This is a genomic window from Microbulbifer sp. A4B17 (assembly GCF_003076275.1).
GTDB lineage: Bacteria > Pseudomonadota > Gammaproteobacteria > Pseudomonadales > Cellvibrionaceae > Microbulbifer.
In genome coordinates this window covers 396,393-416,232 of sequence record NZ_CP029064.1, presented here as the reverse complement: position 1 = coordinate 416,232, position 19,840 = coordinate 396,393, and the positions used below count along the sequence as shown (strand labels likewise).

At 53.3% G+C, this 19,840-nt stretch carries 19 protein-coding genes; 10 read left to right on the top strand and 9 right to left on the bottom strand.

Annotation, left to right across the window (positions count from 1 at the left end):
• Positions 1-12 precede the first annotated feature (12 nt).
• The 5 genes from BTJ40_RS01825 (at position 13) to BTJ40_RS01805 (ending at position 6,561) form a co-directional block, all read left to right on the top strand.
• On the top strand, positions 13-738 hold the full coding sequence (locus BTJ40_RS01825; RefSeq protein WP_108731520.1) for an ABC transporter ATP-binding protein: 726 nt from the start codon (positions 13-15) through the stop codon (positions 736-738).
• Positions 738-2,747, top strand: a complete 2,010-nt coding sequence (locus tag BTJ40_RS01820) for an outer membrane lipoprotein-sorting protein (RefSeq protein WP_108731519.1) — start codon at positions 738-740, stop codon at positions 2,745-2,747. Before BTJ40_RS01825 ends, BTJ40_RS01820 begins: the two co-directional genes overlap by 1 nt.
• Before the next feature lie 8 nt (positions 2,748-2,755).
• Entirely contained in the window at positions 2,756-4,078 is a 1,323-nt protein-coding gene (locus BTJ40_RS01815) for an ABC transporter permease (protein WP_108731518.1), read from the top strand.
• Between the two features lie 31 nt (positions 4,079-4,109).
• The gene (locus BTJ40_RS01810) at positions 4,110-4,928 is read left to right on the top strand and encodes a class I fructose-bisphosphate aldolase (protein WP_108731517.1); all 819 of its coding nucleotides are present in this window, start codon (positions 4,110-4,112) and stop codon (positions 4,926-4,928) included.
• A 94-nt stretch (positions 4,929-5,022) separates the two neighbouring features.
• Positions 5,023-6,561, top strand: a complete 1,539-nt coding sequence (locus BTJ40_RS01805; protein ID WP_108731516.1) for an AMP-binding protein — start codon at positions 5,023-5,025, stop codon at positions 6,559-6,561.
• Here BTJ40_RS01805 and BTJ40_RS01800 read toward each other — a convergent pair.
• Positions 6,558-7,283: a LuxR family transcriptional regulator gene (locus BTJ40_RS01800; RefSeq protein WP_108731515.1), complete on the bottom strand. Its 726-nt coding sequence runs from the start codon at positions 7,281-7,283 to the stop codon at positions 6,558-6,560. The genes BTJ40_RS01805 and BTJ40_RS01800 overlap by 4 nt on opposite strands.
• A gap of 611 nt (positions 7,284-7,894) precedes the next feature.
• On the opposite strand from BTJ40_RS01800, the gene BTJ40_RS01790 reads away from it, so the two are divergent.
• A complete protein-coding gene (locus tag BTJ40_RS01790; protein ID WP_108731513.1) occupies positions 7,895-8,506 on the top strand; it encodes a hypothetical protein in 612 nt (203 codons plus the stop codon).
• Between the two features lie 24 nt (positions 8,507-8,530).
• Here the strand turns inward: BTJ40_RS01790 and epmB are convergent, their stop codons facing one another.
• Positions 8,531-9,556, bottom strand: a complete 1,026-nt coding sequence (gene epmB / locus BTJ40_RS01785) for an EF-P beta-lysylation protein EpmB (protein ID WP_369974268.1) — start codon at positions 9,554-9,556, stop codon at positions 8,531-8,533.
• 791 nt (positions 9,557-10,347) lie between these two features.
• Between epmB and BTJ40_RS01780 the strand changes: the two genes are divergently transcribed.
• The 4 genes from BTJ40_RS01780 to epmA all read left to right on the top strand — a co-directional run bounded on the left by BTJ40_RS01780 (position 10,348) and on the right by epmA (position 13,947).
• Complete coding sequence (locus BTJ40_RS01780; RefSeq protein ID WP_108731512.1) at positions 10,348-11,058, top strand: TenA family transcriptional regulator; 711 nt, start codon at positions 10,348-10,350, stop codon at positions 11,056-11,058.
• Between the two features lie 203 nt (positions 11,059-11,261).
• Entirely contained in the window at positions 11,262-12,056 is a 795-nt protein-coding gene (locus tag BTJ40_RS01775; RefSeq protein WP_108731511.1) for an aldolase, read from the top strand.
• Between the two features lie 313 nt (positions 12,057-12,369).
• On the top strand, positions 12,370-12,942 hold the full coding sequence (gene efp / locus BTJ40_RS01770) for an elongation factor P (protein ID WP_108731510.1): 573 nt from the start codon (positions 12,370-12,372) through the stop codon (positions 12,940-12,942).
• 51 nt (positions 12,943-12,993) lie between these two features.
• Positions 12,994-13,947, top strand: a complete 954-nt coding sequence (epmA, locus tag BTJ40_RS01765; RefSeq protein WP_108731509.1) for an EF-P lysine aminoacylase EpmA — start codon at positions 12,994-12,996, stop codon at positions 13,945-13,947.
• Here epmA and BTJ40_RS01760 read toward each other — a convergent pair.
• The 7 genes from BTJ40_RS01760 to BTJ40_RS01730 all read right to left on the bottom strand — a co-directional run bounded on the left by BTJ40_RS01760 (position 13,934) and on the right by BTJ40_RS01730 (position 19,794).
• Positions 13,934-14,746, bottom strand: a complete 813-nt coding sequence (locus BTJ40_RS01760) for a GNAT family N-acetyltransferase (protein ID WP_108731508.1) — start codon at positions 14,744-14,746, stop codon at positions 13,934-13,936. The genes epmA and BTJ40_RS01760 overlap by 14 nt on opposite strands.
• A 91-nt stretch (positions 14,747-14,837) precedes the next feature.
• Complete coding sequence (gene cysE / locus BTJ40_RS01755) at positions 14,838-15,665, bottom strand: serine O-acetyltransferase (protein WP_369974267.1); 828 nt, start codon at positions 15,663-15,665, stop codon at positions 14,838-14,840.
• Position 15,666: 1 nt separating this feature from the next.
• On the bottom strand, positions 15,667-16,653 hold the full coding sequence (locus BTJ40_RS01750; RefSeq protein WP_108731507.1) for a serine/threonine protein kinase: 987 nt from the start codon (positions 16,651-16,653) through the stop codon (positions 15,667-15,669).
• Between the two features lie 159 nt (positions 16,654-16,812).
• Positions 16,813-17,283, bottom strand: a complete 471-nt coding sequence (locus tag BTJ40_RS01745; protein ID WP_108731506.1) for an ankyrin repeat domain-containing protein — start codon at positions 17,281-17,283, stop codon at positions 16,813-16,815.
• Positions 17,284-17,339: 56 nt separating this feature from the next.
• On the bottom strand, positions 17,340-18,839 hold the full coding sequence (locus BTJ40_RS01740; RefSeq protein ID WP_202862847.1) for a catalase: 1,500 nt from the start codon (positions 18,837-18,839) through the stop codon (positions 17,340-17,342).
• A gap of 165 nt (positions 18,840-19,004) precedes the next feature.
• Positions 19,005-19,391 (bottom strand): DUF6632 domain-containing protein, encoded by a 387-nt coding sequence (locus BTJ40_RS01735; RefSeq protein ID WP_108731504.1) that lies wholly within the window; start codon positions 19,389-19,391, stop codon positions 19,005-19,007.
• Positions 19,392-19,416: 25 nt separating this feature from the next.
• A complete protein-coding gene (locus BTJ40_RS01730; RefSeq protein ID WP_108731503.1) occupies positions 19,417-19,794 on the bottom strand; it encodes a VOC family protein in 378 nt (125 codons plus the stop codon).
• Between the last annotated feature and the right edge of the window lie 46 nt (positions 19,795-19,840).

Sequence of the window (19,840 nt, the reverse complement as noted above, 5' to 3'; positions counted from 1 at the left end):
ATGGAGAACAAGATGAACCTGGTCGAATTTGAATCTGTGACCAAGCGCTACCTGCTCGGCGAAGTCGAAGTAACCGCCCTCAACAACGTCAACTTTACCGTGCAAAAAGGCGACTTTGTCGCGATAACCGGACCCAGCGGTAGCGGTAAAACCACCATGCTGAATCTGATCGGCTGCCTCGACAGCGCTACCTCTGGCGAGATCCGCGTGGCCGGTCAACCGGTCAGCAAACTCAACGATCGCGACCTGGATACCCTGCGCTCCCGCACCTACGGCATTATTTTCCAGAACTTCAACCTGGTGCCGGTATTGAGCGCATTGGAAAATGTCATGCTGCCCCTCTACCTGCACGGACTGAGTAAGACGGAAATGCGTCAGCGCGCCCAGGCATCCCTGGCCGCTGTTAACCTGAGTCGCTTTGCCGGCTTCCGCCCGGACCAGCTGTCCGGCGGCCAGCGGCAGCGGGTCGCAGTGGCCAGGGCACTGGTGACAGAACCAAAATTGATACTGGCAGATGAGCCCACCGCCAGCCTGGACACCGCCAGCGCCCTCTCCCTAGTGGAGTTAATGAAACAGCTGAACCGGGAGCAGGGCGTCACCTTTGTCTTTTCCACTCACGACCAGCGTCTGCTGCAACACGTCAAACGTGTAGTGGAGCTTCGCGATGGCCGCCTGACCGACAGTGCCGCTGAAGCTCCGCTGACCAGCTTAAAAACTGACGAAAGCGAGGTGGCGTGATGTGGTCAATGGCTTTTCGCAACCTGTACCGCGACCGCAGGCGCACCTTCGCCACTGTGATAGCGGTGGCCGTAGGTTTGTTTGCGGTGCTGATGTTTCTCAGCTATATCCGCTTCGTTGAAGGGTCACTGGCCTCGGTCGTAATCTATCGCGACGCCAATGCCCATGTGCAGGTGTATCGCACCGATGGCCCTGAACAGCTGGCCGCCTCCCCAGCCCAGTATTCGCTGGATAAAAGTGAGCAGGCCCTGATCCATAGGGTGAGCGCCGAGCTGCCCCACTTCCTGCGCGCCTCCAACCAGTTGGCCGGCGTGGGAGTAGTGCAGGCAGGCAATGAAAATGCCGTATTCCTGGCCCGGGGCATAGACCCGGCTTTTGAACGAGCGCTGCAAGAGGCCAGCCCCCTGGCCGCCACTCCACCGCCGGAGGATGGGCTGCTCCTTACCACCCAACTGCAGGATCTGCTCGGCTATCCCCCCAAAGGCACCGAGCTGCAGATGTTCAGTGCTTCCTACGCCAACCGGATCAATGCAATCGAGGCGCCCCTACTCGGTGACTTCTCCACCGGTATTGAAGCTATCGAAGACAAGGGGCTCAAGGCACCGCTGGCGCTTCTACAATCCCTCTACGATACCGATGCCGTCTCCAGGGTGGTGATTCAACTCGACGATCGCCAGCACAGTGGCCCATTCCGCCAGCAACTGGCGGCAGACCTGGAGAACAAGGCGCCGGGCCGCTTTGAAGTGACCACATGGGATCACCCCCAGATCGGCCAGCTCTACACCAGTTTTATGGGTTTCTTTAACATGGTCTTCGCCTTTACCGGCCTGGTGGTGTTCACTATTGCCCTCACCACCATCCAGCACACCCTGGCGATGAATGTCGCCGATCGCACCCGTGAAATCGGTATGCTGCGCTCGCTCGGCTTTAGCCGTAAACGCATCGCCGGCCTGTTTGTCAGGGAGAGCCTTCTAACCACCATCGCTGCAGCAGTGGTCGCCACCATTTCGGCTTATATTGCGATGCTTGCCCTCGGCGCCGCCGGTGTTGAAACTCAATTGCCGCGTATCTCTGAAGCGGCCCGGCTGGACCTAGACCTTCCACTGTCTACTGCCCTCGGCGCAATTGCCTGTGTCGGAGCCGGTATCACTCTCGGAGCCCTGCTTACAGCGCGCAAAAAGGTTGGCGGAGAAGTTCGCCCCGGGCGCCGCAGTGTGCCGCTCACCCAATTACTTTCTGCCACAGCCAGTGTGGTATTGGCCCTGACCCTGTTCCCCATGCAACCCCAGGCAATGGAGCCAGTGGAAGTGACAGCTACCGCCACTCCAGATGAGGAAGTCATGCGCCACTGGCTGCGCGAGGCAGACCTGGCGCGTGGAGGCTGGGGCAGCTACCAGTGGAAGTTGCGCATTCATACTGAAGACCCCGCCGGCGCCACCGAGACCGATTACGATATCGCCGTGCGGGATGGACGGGCCCTGGCTATGACAACTGCGCCCAGACGTTACCGGGGTGAGAAAATACTTATCGCCTCCCGCGCCATGTGGTACGCCAAACCGGGACTGCGCAAACCCATCAGTATCAGCCCGCAACAACGACTCGTAGGTGAGGCAGCCAACGGCGATATCGCCTCCACCCAGTATGCCCGCGACTACACGCCGGAATATCTGGGTAGCGCTGAAATTAATGGGACGCCCTGCCACAAGCTGAAACTCACCGCTGCTACTGACAGCGCCACCTATGAATCCATCGTTTATTACCTCGATAAAAACACTCTGCTGGGAGTGAAAGCGGAATTCCTCACCGCCAGCGGTATGCCCCTCAAAATCGCCCTGTTTGAGTACGGCAATCAAGTGCAGGTGGGAGATAGGAAACAGCCTTTTGTGTCGCAGATGAAGATCGTCAACGCGAACTTTCCCGACCGCTACAGCGTACTTGAGTACGCCCAGGTATCACTGGCCAACCCGCCGGAAAGCCTGTTTACCGTCGACACACTGATGACTCTTTAGGAACCGACATGACCGCTAAATTATTGCTGACAATGTCCCTGCGCAATTTGTGGCGCCAGGGACGCAAAACCCTGGGCACTTTTGTGGTAATGAGTATCTCGGTACTCGCTCTGTGCCTTCTGGCCGGCTACACCCAGTCCAGTGTGGAGCTGATTCGCGATGCCTTTATGCACTGGGGTGCACGAGGCCACCTGGTGATTGAAAGGCCCGGTTCGGACCTAGCTAGGCAGGTCGAGGGTGCTGGGCAGTTGCCGCTTACCTCCGAGCTGCAAGAGGATATCAGCTCAGTGCTGGCATCTGATCCAGACGTTGTCGCCAGCGCTCGTATCCTGCGTATTTCCGGCATGGTCTCCAATGCCCAGGTAAGCAGTATCTTCGCCGGTATCGGCCAGGATGTGCAGGAAATCCGCACAATCAAGGGGCCTGCCTATGAGTACGATGTGGTAGCGGGCACTCCACTGTGGATGGAAACCCGCGCTGAACCCCTGATACTTGGCCAGGGGCTGGCAGCGATACTCGGCTGCGAAATTCCCTCGGTGGGCTTTGCGCCGCTGCAACCTGGGGACACCCCTGAGTCACGCCCCATCAACTGCCCGCCCGGACCGTTGGAGCTGACCGCCACCACCCGTGGAACCGCCAGGGTCAACGCAATACGCGCGGTACCCACCGGCATCATGGACTGGGGTATTAAAGAGATAAATGACCGACTCGTAGTTCTGCCAATGGCCGATGCCCAGGCCCTGCTGAACACTTCCGACGTGAGTGAGTATCACGTTTTACTCCGCGATACAGCCGATGTCAGCAGGGCACAGGCCCGAATCAAGGAACAGCTGCATCAGGCGGGACTCAGCGATATCGAGGTATTCCTGTGGTCCGATCGCGCCGCTTTTTACCACCAATTTAAAGCGGTGCTAAGCGGCTTCCTCAACTTTATTGCAATCATCGCCTGCGCCATTGGCTTTACCAGCCTGTTGAATGCCAGCTATATGAACTTTTCCCAACGCTCACGGGAGTTCGCCACCCTGCGCAGCCTGGGTTTTACCCGCCGATTTGTGCTGACACTGACGGCTCTGGAAAACAGCTGGCTGGCCCTGGCCGCCACGGCCCTGGGTATCGCCATCACCGCTGCGATTGTTTGGGCAGTGCGCGCTGCACAAATTATGTGGACACCGCCGGGCTCAACTAACGCTATTCCCGTCGATCTCGCCTGGGTCATTCCCATTTACCTGGCAACTGCTTGCGCCGTGGTAGTGATTGCAGCTGTCGCCAGCGCCATACCCACTCGCAAAATACTGAGCAGGCCGATTCGCGCGGTGCTCTCCGACGCCTAACCGCCAGCTCAAAAGTTAAGGAGAAATTTCAATGACTGAAATGGCACGAAATAGGCGCTGGAAGCGCTTTGTAGACCCTCAATCCGGCAAAGCGTTGGTGGTCCCCCTGGATCACGGCCTGACTATGGGCCCTATTGCCGGTATCCATCGGCCGGATGAAATGCTCAGCTGGCTCGACACAGACGCGGTAACTGGCATTGTCCTGCACAAGGGCCTGGCGGAGCGTCTCGGCGGCAAGCTGAACTGTGGGCTGATTATTCACCTCAATGGTTCGGTCTGCACCGATGAGCAGCCGGACCTCAAACAGCTGGTCACCACCGTGGAAGCTGCAGTGCGCCTGGGGGCTGATGCCGTTTCGATCCAAACCAATTTCTCCGCAGCAACCGCATCCCACAATTTGCGCTTGATCGGCCACGTTGTGGATGAAGCCCACGCCTGGGGAATGCCAGTGCTGAATATGGTTTATGACAAGGGCAGCGATGCCCAGGGCCTTGAGCGCCTGCGTCACTTTATGCGCGCCGCTGTAGAGCTGGGCGTCGATGCACTCAAAGTGGCGGCACCGCAAAACCTGCAACGCATCCCCGAGCTTATCGACGGAATTCAGGACCACACACCCGTGTTATTTGCCGGTGGTGCCCTGGCAGGTGAACGCGCGTTAATCGAGCTGGCTGCGGCGACAGTCGAGTTTGGGGCCGGAGGCATCTGTGTTGGGCGCAATGTATTCCAGCGCTCCAACCCCGCCATAACCCTGATGCAACTGCAAAGCGTATTCCGCGATGACGTGCTATCGGAAAACGGCTTCGCCCGCTCATTGACTCTCAGCCAACAAGAGCCGGAATTGGCCCTATAAAAAATCGCTGGAAATGCAGCTCAGCGCTGCACCAAAAACATAGTGCGCCAGCTCAATTGCTGGTGCCAGCAGGCAATTAAGGAGGAGCCCTGCCGTGAACCCACTAGATTCCAATCAAGGATGTGTCGACCTGCTGGTCGACCGCCATGTTCGCGATGGCCGGGGCGACTACCCTGCGCTGATTGAAATCGGACCCTCCGGTCGTCGCAGTGTCAGTTACCGAAAATTGCAACAGCTGACCTTTGCCGCAGCCATTGATCTGAACTTACATCTGGCCGGTAGCCGCACCCAGCAGCGCATCGCTCTGGTGGGCGGGGCCACACTGGAAAATACCGTTTACTGGCTGGCGGCCATGCGCAGCGGCCACCTTCCATTTATGGTTCACCCGGCCCTGCCCCAGGGACACTACCGCAATTTATGGGAGGATTTTGACCCCAAAGTGATCCTGGCAGATCCCACTGTGGATGGCTCAAACCTGCGCGCACCTTTCGAGCCTATGTCATCAATAGAGGACTTGGACAACCTGGAAGTGGGGCCGGTGGAGACCAGTGAAATCAGTCGGCTAGCGGCAGACCTGGACCTGAGACCCGCCCTGGTGCTGGCCACTTCAGGCTCCACCGGGAAACCGAAACTCTGTGTGCACAGCCACCGCTCTTTTTGGGAGTTCGAGCGCACAGTCAGTCGCCCACTGTGGAATATCCGTGCAGAGGACCGGGTACTTGCCAGTACCGGCCCCTTCTTTTCCTTTGGTTTGCAGGGGCTGCACGTTCCCCTGAGCCGGGGTGGCACTGCAATTATGTTACCCCAGTGGAAACAGCACACCGATTTTCTCGAGGTTATCGAAGCGGAAAAAGTCAGTGTATTTCTCGCCGTACCAACCCTCTATCATTTATTAATGTCCCGCGCGGAACGCGAATATCAGCTAGAGCATTTACGACTGTCACTCTCTGCCGGTGAGAGATTACCTCCTGTAGTACGCAGACGCTGGCAGGCCTGGAGCGGCGCACAAATTCTCGACTCAATTGGTACGACTGAAACCTTCGCTCCCTATTTATCCGAATTGGCAGGTGCTGAAGGGGCTTTGCAAAAAGTGGAGGGATTTCGCTACACAGAAACCCCTCACGGTGACGGTGGCGATATAAGTCTGTCTTTATCCCAGGGCTGCCTGATGCTCGGCTACCTGGCACCCGCTACCGGCGAACTACAAACTGCAAAGCAGCCCTTTGCAACCAGTGATCTTTTCACGCGAGGTAATGACGGGTTTCATTTTATTTCCCGCGACAGTGAGCGAATTAAAGTGGCTGGACACTGGGTAAGCCCTCAGGAACTTGAGGAGTTTTTACTCACCGATAAACGGGTAGTCAAAGCGGCGGCCCTGCCTATCGAAACGGACGAAGGGCTGACCCGATTGCGCGCTTATGTGGTAGCCAATAATAGCGGCTACTCGGCAACCGCACTGGTGAACGACCTGATGAAAAGAATTCGAGAGCACCTGCATCCCCGCGCTCTTTGCCCCGACCGCATTGAGCTCGTAGAGGATATTGCCAGTACCCCCAGTGGCAAACTCAAGCGGCAGGAACTTCGCAGCTTTATCGGTCAGCAAACAGCGCGCGCCGGCGTAGTGTTAGCCTAAGGTCTGATTAAACCAATGGAGAGTGCCCTGGCTACAGCCTGGCGTCGGTTGGAAACACCGAGTTTCTGTATCACATTGCGAATATGGAAATTCACAGTGGCCTCGGAACAGCCAAGAATCCTGGAAGTCTCCCAGGATGTCTTGCCCACTGCCGCCCAATGCAGGCACTCCCCTTCGCGGCGGGTGAGCCCTATTTCAATTGCGGCGGCCCCCTGATCAATACGGCTGATCGCCTCATAAGCGTATGAAGCGAGCAGTTGAATCATCGGCATGGTTTCCTGTAACCAACCGCCGAGCTGTGGAGTGTAAGTGGCACCATTGGCAACAGAAATCATCATCAACCGGCTCTGCCTGGCGCCGCGCAGTGCCGTGGAAACACCGGAGGCAATACCGTGGGATTCGGACTCCTCATATATTCGACCAGCTTCACCGGGAAAATGTGCCCGGTGCCAAATCATGGGGATTGGCGACTGGCGGCAATGGCGTACGACCGGATCGCGGGTTACCCATTTTTGCCGGCTATAGCTCTCGATACAGTCGTTGGGGTAATTGGTTTCTACCGAATACTGATCGAGCGCTCCGGCTGGATCTTCCAATCCAATAAGATAATAATCAAATCCTATTGCACTAATGGAACGTTGTACGCGCTCCTTAACCTGCTGGATCGTCTGTGCATTCAACATTTCTGGCAGGGCCTGAATAACTTCCTTTTTCGGGCGCAAAATTCCTTCTCCAACTTTATTACAAAAACATCTTCACATTTATCCGCTAAAAACCCCTGGATAATAACTTTGGCATATGACAAAAAGAGAATACCTTTTCTCTTTGAGTCAATTTATTAACGCTTCGTGCATTAAAATGCAACCCGGTTGATCAAGCACAACAAAAAATAACAGTCCCTTAATTAAAAAAGGATAAGGCAACCAAAAATTAAACTCCTTTTACAAATACATCATTTAACTTACCTTAACAACAATCCTCCGAAATCTTAGTTTCCGAGAAACACAAACCGGGAGTCTGAACTGGCCTACCTGTAAATAGAAAACATAACTGTTCATTTCACAAAAAATCTATCAATTTCAGGCAATTTTTTTATGAAAATAAATAAAACATAGAAACTGTCACAATAAACATCGGATATCACGCAAAAATTGAAGGTAGAGATTCATGATCGATTGCAGGCAAGCCTCAAAACCATCTGCAATGAAAACTAATGGAGTGATATGATTGGCAGTACGGATTTTCAATTTAGCCAAATAGTAGATAGACACTTTAAAGCTAACGATAGAGAAACAATGAAATCGATAGCCAATGGCAGAAAGGAGTTCCGCCAATGCTTCACACACTACACCGGCTTTCCGCCCTTATAATCAGCTTGTATGTACTCTCCCACATCACTAATCACCTGGTAGCCCTTAGCGGTATTGAAGCCCATATCAGCTTTATGCAGAGTTTCAGACAAATTTACCGGACTCAAATTATCGAGCCATTGCTATTGGCCTGTGCCCTTTTCCAGGTGGGATCGGGGATTACATTTATTGTAAAAAGGTGGGGGCAGCGCCGCGGATTTTTTGATCATGCCCAAGCAGTATCCGGCGGCTATCTGGCATTCTTTTTAATGTTCCATATCTCGGCGGTAATGTATGGCAGATTGGTACAGGGCCTGGACACAAATTTCTTTTTTGCTGCAGCCGGCCTGCAACCACAAGCCTACCCACTATTTTTTGCCCCCTACTACACCCTGGCAGTGGCAGCTTTCTTTACTCATCTCGCCTGTGGTTTACGGTGGATATTTCGAGAAAAATTTTCGACTGCAGCCCTGGATCGCAGTGCGGGTGCTGTAATGGCAGTTGGACTGGTGATTGGACTCACCATAGTAACTACTTTTAGCGGCACCTATTACCTGGTGCCGCTCCCTGAGGAATACTGCCTGACAGCCTGCTGATTAAAAAAGATTCGAGGCAAGGAGTTACAATACGGGGGATTTAGACGGAACACCGGGGATTTCACGAACCAATTTCGGCACCAGATAGCCGGGTACACGATGGCGCAGCTGTTCAATGATTTCCAGGGCCTGCTGGTCAGGCACTTCAAAGTGGGCAGCTCCATTAACCCGATCCAGCTGGTGGAGATAGTAAGGTAACACACCGGCATCAAACAGGGACTCACTGAGTGCCTCCAGTGCAGTAACACTATCATTTATCCCCTTTAGCAATACTGCCTGATTGAGCAGGGTGACCCCTGACTCGCGCAAACGCAGTAGAGCTGACCTGACTTCACTATCAATCTCATTGGCATGATTGCAGTGCAATACCAATACGGGCTTTAAGCGAGAGCCAGTAAACCACTCCAACATCTCCCGGTTTACCCGGCTCGGTGCGACAATTGGCAAGCGACTGTGGATTCTCAGCTTATCCAGGTGAACAATCTGGGCCAGCTCTCCTGACAACCAGGCGAGCTGGCGATCATTCAGCACCAAGGGATCACCGCCACTCAATATAACTTCACGCAATTCTGTGCGTGAGCGAATATACCCTAGGGCGGCCAAGCCCTGTTTGCGGCTCAGGTGATTATCACCATAGGGGAACTCCCGGCGGAAACAGTAGCGACAATTTACTGCGCACTGCCCTGCGGCGATCAGCAGTAATCGCCCATGATACTTATGTACCACGCCGGGCAAGGGGTTGGCTTCGGCTTCCTGCAAAGGATCTGAACTAAATCCCGGTACCTGCTGCAACTCCGATGCACCAGGTAAAACCTGCAAAAGCAAGGGGTCATTGGGATCACCTGGACGCATTCTGCGAATAAAAGACCGCGGCACACGCAGGGAAAAGCCTGACGCTGCCCTTAAAGCATCCGGCAATTGACCTGAGTCCAACTGCAACAGGTGAATTAACTCTGCCGGCTCTGTGACCAAATCAGACATCTCATCCTGCCAACGGCGGGATTCCTGTGTGTCGATAAGTTGTATGTCGGGGGCCGATGACGCCATCATGAGGTACACTGCAAAATAACAAATTGTAACAGATCCCCTTCAGCTATCCCCGCCTCTCGACATACACCATTGACCCAGCAGACACCAACTCAAGCGATTACCCAGCAACGGAAATCGTGAAAGCCATCGCTGACAATCCTCTTCTGCGAATTAGTAGATATATCTATTCCTTGGTATGTCACAACTGAAGAATACAGTTATCAAGGCAACCTATGGGTGACCCCGTGAGGCTTAAAGGCTACAGATATTAGACCCACCCTAAGAGGCTTGAAAAACAATTCACGCAATTATTCAGAGCCCCTCACCCGCTAACAGAAAAAATTCTAAAAATAAAAATCAGCTTAAGAGATGCTTTACTCTTCTTTACCACCAAACAGCATTCATCCACCTCAGCGAATAGCAAGCATTCACTCTTATTTTTAACGGCCACCCCTAACTGATAGTGGCAACCATCGCAAGTGTTAAAACCCAACCCAGTAGACACTTTTAAACCAGTTCAGGATACAAATAACTATCACCATGAAAAAAACTAAAAAGGATAAAGCAAAAAATAAAATATATTATTAGTAAAATTTTAATTGTTAACGAAAAGCAACTTCAAAAACTGCCAACAAAATATCGAAAAATTCATAATTCCCCTATTCACAATAGGGATAATCCAGTGTTAGTTTAACCGCCGGCAAATAAAACTATTTTGCCGGCTTACCAAAGGTAGGCTCTATCAAGAAATAAGTAACACACCGGAAAGGTGTTCAAACAGTAAGTTTAGAATTACAAAAAGGAATTACTCGATGGAAATGCAGCTTGAATTGCTTGAAGCAAACAAAGACCTACTTATAGAGCAAACTCGCGCACATCCTTTTCTAAAACGCTGTCGTGAAGGATCTATCACTCTAGAAGAACTGAAAATATTTTTGGTCCAGCAGGGTATCTATAGTGGTTTTTTCGTTAGATATTTATGCGCCATGATGGCCAACCTACCAAGCAATCATGAAGTTCTGGAGCTTGCTGAAAATCTAATGGAGGAATTGGGCCTGGAGCCAGACAGTCCCAAACCTCATGCGGTAATTTACCGCGAGACCCTTGAGCACTTTGGGTTGACCCTGGAAAACGCAGAAACTTTACCGGGCACCCAACACTTGATCGATACCATGTTCAAAAACTGTCGCGACCTCAGGGCCAGCGCTGGATTGGGGGCTTTATGCCTGGGGGCTGAAGCTCTGGTACCCGATCTATACACTGATATCGTGGCCGGGTTCCGCTCCTGTGGCGTTGCCGACAAGGAAATGGAATTTTTCCTTTTGCATATCGAGTGTGACGATGGACATGCGGAAACCATCCGGGACATTATGGTTGATATAGGCTCAAAGGACCCCAGCCAACTCGACATTATGCTCGAGGCCGGACGCCATCTGGTAGAAGCCCGCCTGCAATTTTTCGATTCGATTGAAACGGCCTATCGCGCTTCCAAGCGAGAACAGCCACAAGCAGTACCCGCTTAATTATCAAGCAGTTATCAACCCGCTCACAGGTGTTGTTGGAGAAAGCTTGGGCATAGGGATATGCCACCAACATAAATTCGACAAAGATCGAAACATTAAGAGTTAGGTTTTTAAAAATAATTTCACGATTGAGAAATAGAAAAGGAATATTTATTCAATTTTTGTGAAATTAAAATAACTTGCTGTGAGAATTGGAGATAAACATGGCTGAAACACTATCACTGGCAAAGAGCGAACTGGTTGAACGGGCCAGCAAAGCGATGAAACAGCACCTCAGCACACCCGAGTGGTCACTGAGAGAAAAGCTGGCACTGACTTGCCGTATTTTATTTAACGATGGTCACGACTCCGGTCTGGCTGGGCAAATTACTGCCCGTGCAGAAAAGCCCGGAACCTATTACACCCAGCGCCTGGGTCTCGGCTTCGATGAAATTACCTCTTCCAATTTATTGGAGGTCAACGAAGACCTCGAAGTACTGTCCGGAGAGGGGATGGCCAATCCCGCCAACCGCTTTCACTCCTGGATCTACCGGGCGCGCCCCGATGTGAACTGCATTGTGCACACTCACCCCATGCACGTGTGTGCGCTTTCCATGCTGGAACGCCCGCTAAAGATTTCCCATATGGACGCTTGCATGCTGTATGAGGATATTGCCTTCCTTAAAGACTGGCCGGGTGTACCCGTAGGTAACAGTGAGGGTGAGCTGATTTCCGCAGCTATTGGAGACAAACGCGCAATCCTGCTTGGGCACCACGGCCTGATTATGGCCTGTCGCTCTGTAGAGGAAGCCTGTGTAATGGCGGTTCAGTGCGAGCGCGCTGCCAAGCTGCAAATACTGGCTGAATCCGCCGGCACCATCCAGGATATTGATCCCGAACTGGGCCGCGAAGCCCACGACTGGATTCTCCAGGAAAAACGCACACAAGCGACTTTTGCCTACTTTGTGCGCCGCATGCAGAGAAAAGGTTATGGCGGCGGGGACGACCCATTAAGTTAAGTGCTTTTTGTGCAATGGGCTAAAGCCCATTGCACTGCCGACTGCCCCAACAATTGCAACTTGGCTATAACAACCGGAGCGCCTCCCCTCCATTTCTCTCTGGTATTCGTTCAAGCTCCCACCCTCCTGTATAATCCCGCTCCATCATGCAGGGCTGGCGGTGAAGTCTCTTTTCCCCAGCCAGACGAGTTACCTGCGGCTACCATTTGTGGCGGAAGCGGAGGGCGTTAGCCCAGCCTTGGCCGGAATCGGCTAGAAACAAAAAACTCGTTAAAAATCATATAGATAAATGACTTAAAGGGCTCTATTTGCTATGGCTAGTTACTCCACTAACGAATTCAAGGGCGGCCTCAAGGTGATGCTGGACGGCGACCCCTGCTCAATCGTGGAAAACGAATTCGTCAAACCTGGTAAGGGCCAGGCGTTCAACCGCGTGAAGCTTCGCAACCTGAAAACCGGTCGTGTATGGGAACGCACCTTCCGCTCCGGTGAAAGCCTGGAAGCGGCGGACGTGATGGATCGCGAAATGGAATACTTGTACAACGATGGCGAGTTTTACCATTTCATGGAGCCCGAGACTTTTGAGCAGCACCAAGCCAGCAGCGATGCTGTGGGCGATGCTTCAAAATGGCTCAAAGAGCAGGATATCTGCACTGTAACTCTGTACAACGGCTCTCCGCTGGCAGTTACTCCGCCCAACCACGTTATCCTGGAGATTACCGATACCGATCCGGGCCTGCGCGGAGACACCGCCCAGGGCGGCACCAAGCCGGCCACTTTGGCTACCGGCGCTGTTGTGAAGGTTCCTCTGTTCCTGGAAATCGGTGAAACCATCAAGGTAGACACCCGCACCGCCGAATACCTGGGCCGTGCCAAGGAAGACTAAGCACCTCCTCCCCCGAGCGGCCTACGGCCGCTCGTCTAGAGCTACCTCCCCATGAGCACAGATACCTGGCGCCCCACCGCCACTATTGCAGCCCTGCGCCAACGCGCTGCACTACTCGCTGAAATACGCACATTTTTTGCTGGGCGAAACGTTGTGGAAGCCGAAGTTCCGGTGCTATCCCAGCGCGCCACCAGCGACCCCCATATCGAGTCCATCACCACAGAGTGCCGGGGCGAAAACGCCTACCTGGCCACCAGCCCCGAATTTGGTTTAAAGCGTTTACTCGCCGCAGGATTCGGAGATTGCTACTACTTGGGCAAGGCTTTTCGCCAGGGCGAATCCGGCGGTCGACACAACCCCGAGTTCACCATGTTGGAGTGGTACCGCTGCGGTTGGGACGATCACCAACTGATGGAGGAGGTCGCCAAGCTGCTCTGCGGTATTTTGGCGACGGACCAGGTCCAGTCCCTCAGTTACCGGGAATTGTTTTTACAAGAGCTGCAACTGGACCCCCACAGTGCCAGCGAAGCCGAGCTGATTTCCTGCGTTAAGCGGGAAATGGAATTGTCTTTTGTACCCCGTGAACGCAGTGAGTGCCTGGACCTGCTGATGAGCCACCGCCTGGAAGCCACCATGAGTGAGGGCATCACCCTGCTGTACGACTTCCCCGCAGAGCAAGCGGCACTGGCAAAAGTGGTGGCGGACGAACAGGGGACGCCCGTAGCCAGGCGTTTCGAAGCCTATGTGGGTGGATTGGAACTGGCCAATGGCTATTGGGAGCTGACCGACAGCGCGGAACAGCAGCGCCGCTTTGAAAAAGATCTGGAATACCGCCGCAATAACCAGCGCCCTTTACACCCCTTTGAAGAGCGTCTGATTGCGGCCCTGGATCAAGGCATGCCCGAGTGCGCCGGGGTCGCGCTGGGAGTCGACCGACTGCTGATGTTAAAAGACGGTTACCGATCGATTGAGGAAGTTATCGCCTTCCCTTTCAGTCGGGCTTAGCGGCCGCCTGCGCCGGAGTGTATTGATAGCGGGCAACCTCACCAACCGCAAAAAAGCCACTATCGAGCAATAGCTGCTGGCGATCAGCCGGCACCAAAGCCACCAGATTTTTATGGTGGCTGCCCTGGGCAGCAGTTAGCAGATGCTTGAACAGAGCCCGGCCAATCCCGCGCCCCCGATAGTCCGGAAGCGTCACCAGGTCATAGAGCCCCAATGCATCCGCTGCCGCAAACAGGCAACCGGCAGCCACCGGCACACCATCCAGGTTAGCGAGAAACAATTTCAGTCGCCCGCGTCGCTGCTCGGGAATTTCTTGCAGGTCCTGATAAAAGTGCGCCAACTGCGCCCCCTCCTGCTCCCCTGCCGCCGCTGCCTGCACCGCGCCGTAATCAGGCAAGGCCCCCTTTTTCACTACACTAATGGTCAGCTGTTCCACCAACGGAATCTCAGCAGTACTGAGTCGGGGTATCTCGGCGGCCATAGCTACCAGGGACTGGCGCCGCTTTAGTCCGAGTTCATCCAAAGCGTCATTATCCAGGGGTTTTGAGGCACTGTGCCAAAGGGTGAAGGGGCTGTGACGCTCGGCAAAATAATCCAGCGCAAAACGTTGAATAATGCGCGGCGGCATTACCATATTGGAAATCACCTGATTGAGCCCAATGGAAGGCAGGCCGCTATCACTGCGGACAATACCTGTAATTTCCTTGGTGCAATCGGGAGTTACCAGGCTCGCGCGGTAGTCCGCATAAGCCTCCAAATTTCGGCAGGTAAGATTTTTCGCGCTGAGACTATATTTCATGAGTCAAAGGATAGTGCCAAGAACAGTGCCGTTGCATCATTTCCCCAGTGATCCAACCCCGCAGCCAGTGTTCACTACGGGGCCACAAGCCTTACTTCTGTACTTGCGACAGGGCACACTGATCCATGGATAACGCCGGTTCAGCACAGGTAGCCGCCCCGACAACTTTTGCCGGCACACCGGCCACCAATGCTTTTGCCGGTACCGATTTCAGCACTACACTGCCGGAGGCAATCTGGGCGCACTCGCCAATTTCAATATTACCCAGCACCTTACTGCCCGCACCAATTAAAACCCCATGGCGGATTTTCGGATGGCGATCACCACTCTCTTTACCGGTACCGCCCAAAGTGACGGACTGCATAATGGAAACGTTATTTTCCACCACTGCAGTCTCACCAATCACAATGCCGGTAGCATGATCCAGCAGTATGCCTTCGCCCAAGCGCGCAGCTGGGTGGATATCCACGCTAAATACCACAGAGACGCGATGTTGCAGGAACATCGCCAGGGAGCGGCGCTGCTGCTGCCACAGCCAATGGGCCACGCGGTGAACTTGCAAGGCGTGGAAGCCCTTAAAGTACAGGAAGGGATCGTGCAGGGAGTGGCAGGCGGAATCCCGCAGGTAAATAGCGTTCAAATCCGCTCGCGCCGCATGCCCTATGGAAGGGTCAGCTTGTAGTGCTTCATCGATAACCTCGCGAATTAACAGCGCCGGTGCCACCGCATTGTCCAGCTTGTTGGCCAGGTGAAAGCTAAGCGCCGCCTCCAGGGAGTTGTGATTCAGGATGGTCGCGTGTAGAAAGCTGGCCAGGATCGGCTCCCGCTCTACTTGTTGGGCCACCTCTATACGAATCTTCTCCCAAATCAGATCCGCCTCGGCCTCGGTGCATGTCGCATCCATTATTGCTTTCTCCATGTTACACAGCCCCCAGGGTCAACGGGGGTTCTAGCAGCGCCGACTGCTGCTCGCGCAATGCCAGTATATGCTCTGCCCAGTAGCGGGCGGTATTAAACCAGGGAAACGCCTGGGGAAAAGCCGGGTCCTGCCAGCGTCGCGCTAACCAGGCGGCGTGATGCATTTGCCGCAGGCAGCGCAGAGGCTCCACCAGTTGCAATTGCTGGGGGTCAAAACTATAGAAGGTTTCATAGCCTTCCAACACTGCATCCAGGTAAGCGGTTTGCTCTGCACGATTGCCGGAAATCAACATCCAGATATCCTGGATCGCCGGCCCCATCAGGCAGTCGTCCAAGTCCACAAACCAGGGAGTCTCATCCCGCCACAGAAAGTTGCCACTGTGACAATCACCGTGCAAGCGCAGCATATCCCAGTCCCGCTCAAACAGCGGGGCTATCTGTTCGATAATGTGGCCCGTGACGGAAGCGTAGGCCTCCTGGTTCTCACGTGGCAGGAAATCTCCATTCAGGATAAATTCCCGGCTATCAATTGCGAATCGCTGCAAAGTGAGGGATGGGCGATAGCTGAAAGGTTTGGCGCTGCCGGCCGCATGAATGCGACCCAACATGGTCCCCACCTGCTCCAGGTGATCAAAGTTATCCAGCTCCAACTGGCGACCGCCCCGTCGGGGGAAAAGCGCAAAACGGAATCCAGCGGACTCCATCAGGGTGCGCCCATCAAACTGTATCGGTGCCACCACAGGAATTTCGGCCTCTGCCAGCTCCAGAGTGAACTGGTGCTCCTCCATTATCTGCTCATCACTCCAGCGCCCCGGGCGATAGAACTTGGCAATCAACGGCTCGGCATCCTCAATACCCACCTGATAGACGCGGTTTTCATAACTGTTTAGAGGGAAAATACGCGCATCGGAAATCAGCCCGGTAGTCTCGACACAGTCGATCACCACGTCCGGCGTGAGGGCTTCATAGGGATGATGATTCGAGGTCATAGTGGGTACCAACTGGATTGCAGCTGGCTATGCTAACGCGGTCGCGGGGGCGGGGACAAACTGAGAAATGTGCCGCAAGCTAAAGCGGCCAACTCAAGAGGATTTCACGCAGGACAGGAGCGGTGACACCATCCAATGCCAACCGCACAAAAAACTGTCTTAGTCGCCATTTGCCCGCTGTTGCTGCAATAGCTGAACCATTTGGTCACGACCAAAAACTTCGGCAAAATCCTCTGCGGAGTGGCCGGCCTTATTCACCTGCTGCGAATCGCAATCCTGCTTTAGTAGGGTTCGTGCAAGGGCAAACTCACCGCGAAAAATCGCTGCCATCAGGGCAGTATTGCCACGGCGATCCTGGGCACAGGCATCTGCACCTCTCTGCAACAGGTAGTCCACAGCCTCCCCGTTGCCGTTGTAAGTGGCAATCATCAGTGCCGTATAACCTTTCGGGCTGCGTACATCCAGGGGGAAACCCGCTTGCGAAAATTCACGCAGCACCTCGGTATCACCAATCCTGGCTGCGGCAAAATAATACTGGGAGAGTTCGGTAAAATCAGATTCCGTTTTTTCCGGCTCCCCTGCCTGAACCCCCAGGGTGAGAAAGAGTAGTGCGAATAAAAATGATCTCATAATTTCACCTGTATAAATTTAGCGGGCGACAGAGGTCGCCCGCACCTGCGTAAAAATTACCGGGCCAGTTTTTTCACGCGATCCAGATCTCCACCAACTGCTTTGGTTAAGCGCTGTCCGTAGTCCTTGTCCGCTTGGTAGAAGTGACTCAGCATAATGTGCTTAGTGTTTTCATCACTCACTTTACCCAGATCACCAGCGAGGTTTTCAATCAGATTCTGGCGCTCTTCAGGGCTCAGGCTGCGGTAGAAAGCACCCGCCTGGGCAAAAGGCAGTTTCTTTTCAATGGCCTTTTGCTGGGTGCTGCCATTCAATGCCTTGTTGCTATAAAGACCTTTGGGGTCCTCGGTGCGCGCATCAATACGGCTCGGCTGATAGTTCACATCTGAAGTCTGTTGGCCGTAATTACCCGCCCCATCCTGGTTCCAGTTACTTACTGCAACACGGGGACGGTTGATAGGCAATTGCTGGTGGTTGGCCCCCAGGCGATACATTTGCGTATCGGAGTATGAGAATACGCGACCCTGTAACAAGCGGTCTTCCGAAGGCTCAATACCCGGAACAATATTGGCTGGCGCAAACGCGGATTGCTCAGTTTCCTGGAAGAAATTAGTGGGCACACGGTTGAGTGTCATGGTGCCCACTTTAGTTTCCTTCACGTCCAACCACATTTTGGTGGCGTCCAGCGGGTTGTAATTAAAGCTGTTAAGCTGGGAGGGCTTCAGTACTTTAATAAACAGATCCCACTGGGGGTGCTCGCCTTTTTCAATCGCAGCATACATATCGCGAGTTGCGTGGCTGAAGTCCTTGCTCTGAATTTCCGCTGCCTCTTCCGCAGTCAGGTTCTTGATTCCCTGGCGGGTTTTCCAGTGGAATTTCACATAGTTCACTTCACCCTTGTCATTGATAAATTTATAGGCGTGAACACCCCAGCCATCCATCTGGCGCAGGTTAGCCGGTGTACCGTAATCGGAATAGACCCAGCTCAGCATATGGGTGGATTCCGGCACATGGCTAAAGAAATCAAAGAAACGGTTGGGGTCCTGTTGATTAGTCACCGGGGAGGGCTTCAGGGAGTGAACCATATCCGGGAATTTAATCGCGTCGCGGATAAAAAATACCGGCAGATTGTTGCCCACTAAATCCCAGTTACCTTCTTCCGTATAAAACTTGGTGGCAAATCCACGGGGATCGCGCAGGGTTTCCGGGGAACCTTTTGAGTGGATTACTGTTGAAAAACGCACAAACACTGGCGTTTTACTACCGCGCTCAAACACCGCTGCGCGGGTTAAATCACTGAGGTCAGCCGTCGCAACAAATTCACCGTGAACACCAGTTCCACGAGCATGAACGACACGCTCGGGAATACGTTCACGGGCAAAACGCTGCAATTTTTGAATCAGTTGGACATCTTGCAGCAAATTACCGCCATTTTCTCCAGCAGTTTGTGCGTTCTGGTTGTCTCCGACAGGGGCGCCATTATCACGAGTCAATGTCTCTGCATTGGCACCGCCTATCAGACCGATAGTTAATGCAAATAAGGGTAAGTATTTCATGGGATTATTTATCTCTACTGCCATCTCTATTACAGGAGTAGAGCTTATAGGGGAGAACAATAAGCGGGAAATTAGACCTTGTTATCGCTCTTATAGCAGAGATCAATAACGGTGAGTCAGAAAGAGCAATTCAGATTTATTAACAAGTCAAAATAAAGAAACTGTTCAATCAGGTTTTTCCTGCCTGGGCATAAGGTACCAAAGCACAGCGGCAATCAAAAAAAGTGCGGGAATATCTCCCATCAAATTGATTCGCTCTGTTTTATCCACCAATGCCTGCACAAACATAATGACGGCGTGTACAAGGCTGGACCATATAGTGAACCAAATTAAACTGGCATTTGCGGCGGGATTTTTTGCAGCGCGTATTAAAAACACCCCCAGGGTGACATAAATACCAATAATCATTTGCTCGTATTCCGGCTGCCGCGGGGTCCAACCCCACCCTTCAGGCCAAATCCACATCATCATCGGGTAAATCGCCAGAATAAAAAGCACTCCTACAACGACCAGCGCTATTGGCAAGTATTTTGCTCGGGTTGCCTCATTCATAATTTACTCCCAAATCTCGATCGATTTATTCCTGTAAGTCCCCCGGTAAATGACACACCACTTCCAGGTTATGTCCATCGGGATCAAGTACGTAGGCGGCGTAATAATCCGGGTGATATTGTTCGTAGACAGCCGGTACACCATTGCCCTTGCCTCCGGCCTCCAGGGCCAGGCGATAGAACTCCCTGACCACTTGCCGCTCTTCAGCGCGAAAAGCGATATGCAATTGTGGAGTGGTGCTGGTCCCTCCACGAATCCAGAGTTCCGCTTTATCTGCCCATCCAAAGCCAGCCCAGTCATCAAACTCCATCACCAATTGATATCCCAATGGCATCAGCGCCTGCTGATAGAAATCCCTGCTGCGCTCATAGCTGTGCACATAAAGACGGATATGATCAAGCATCGTATAAACCTTGGGAGGGAAGCGGATACTTCTGCAAGATAGCCTA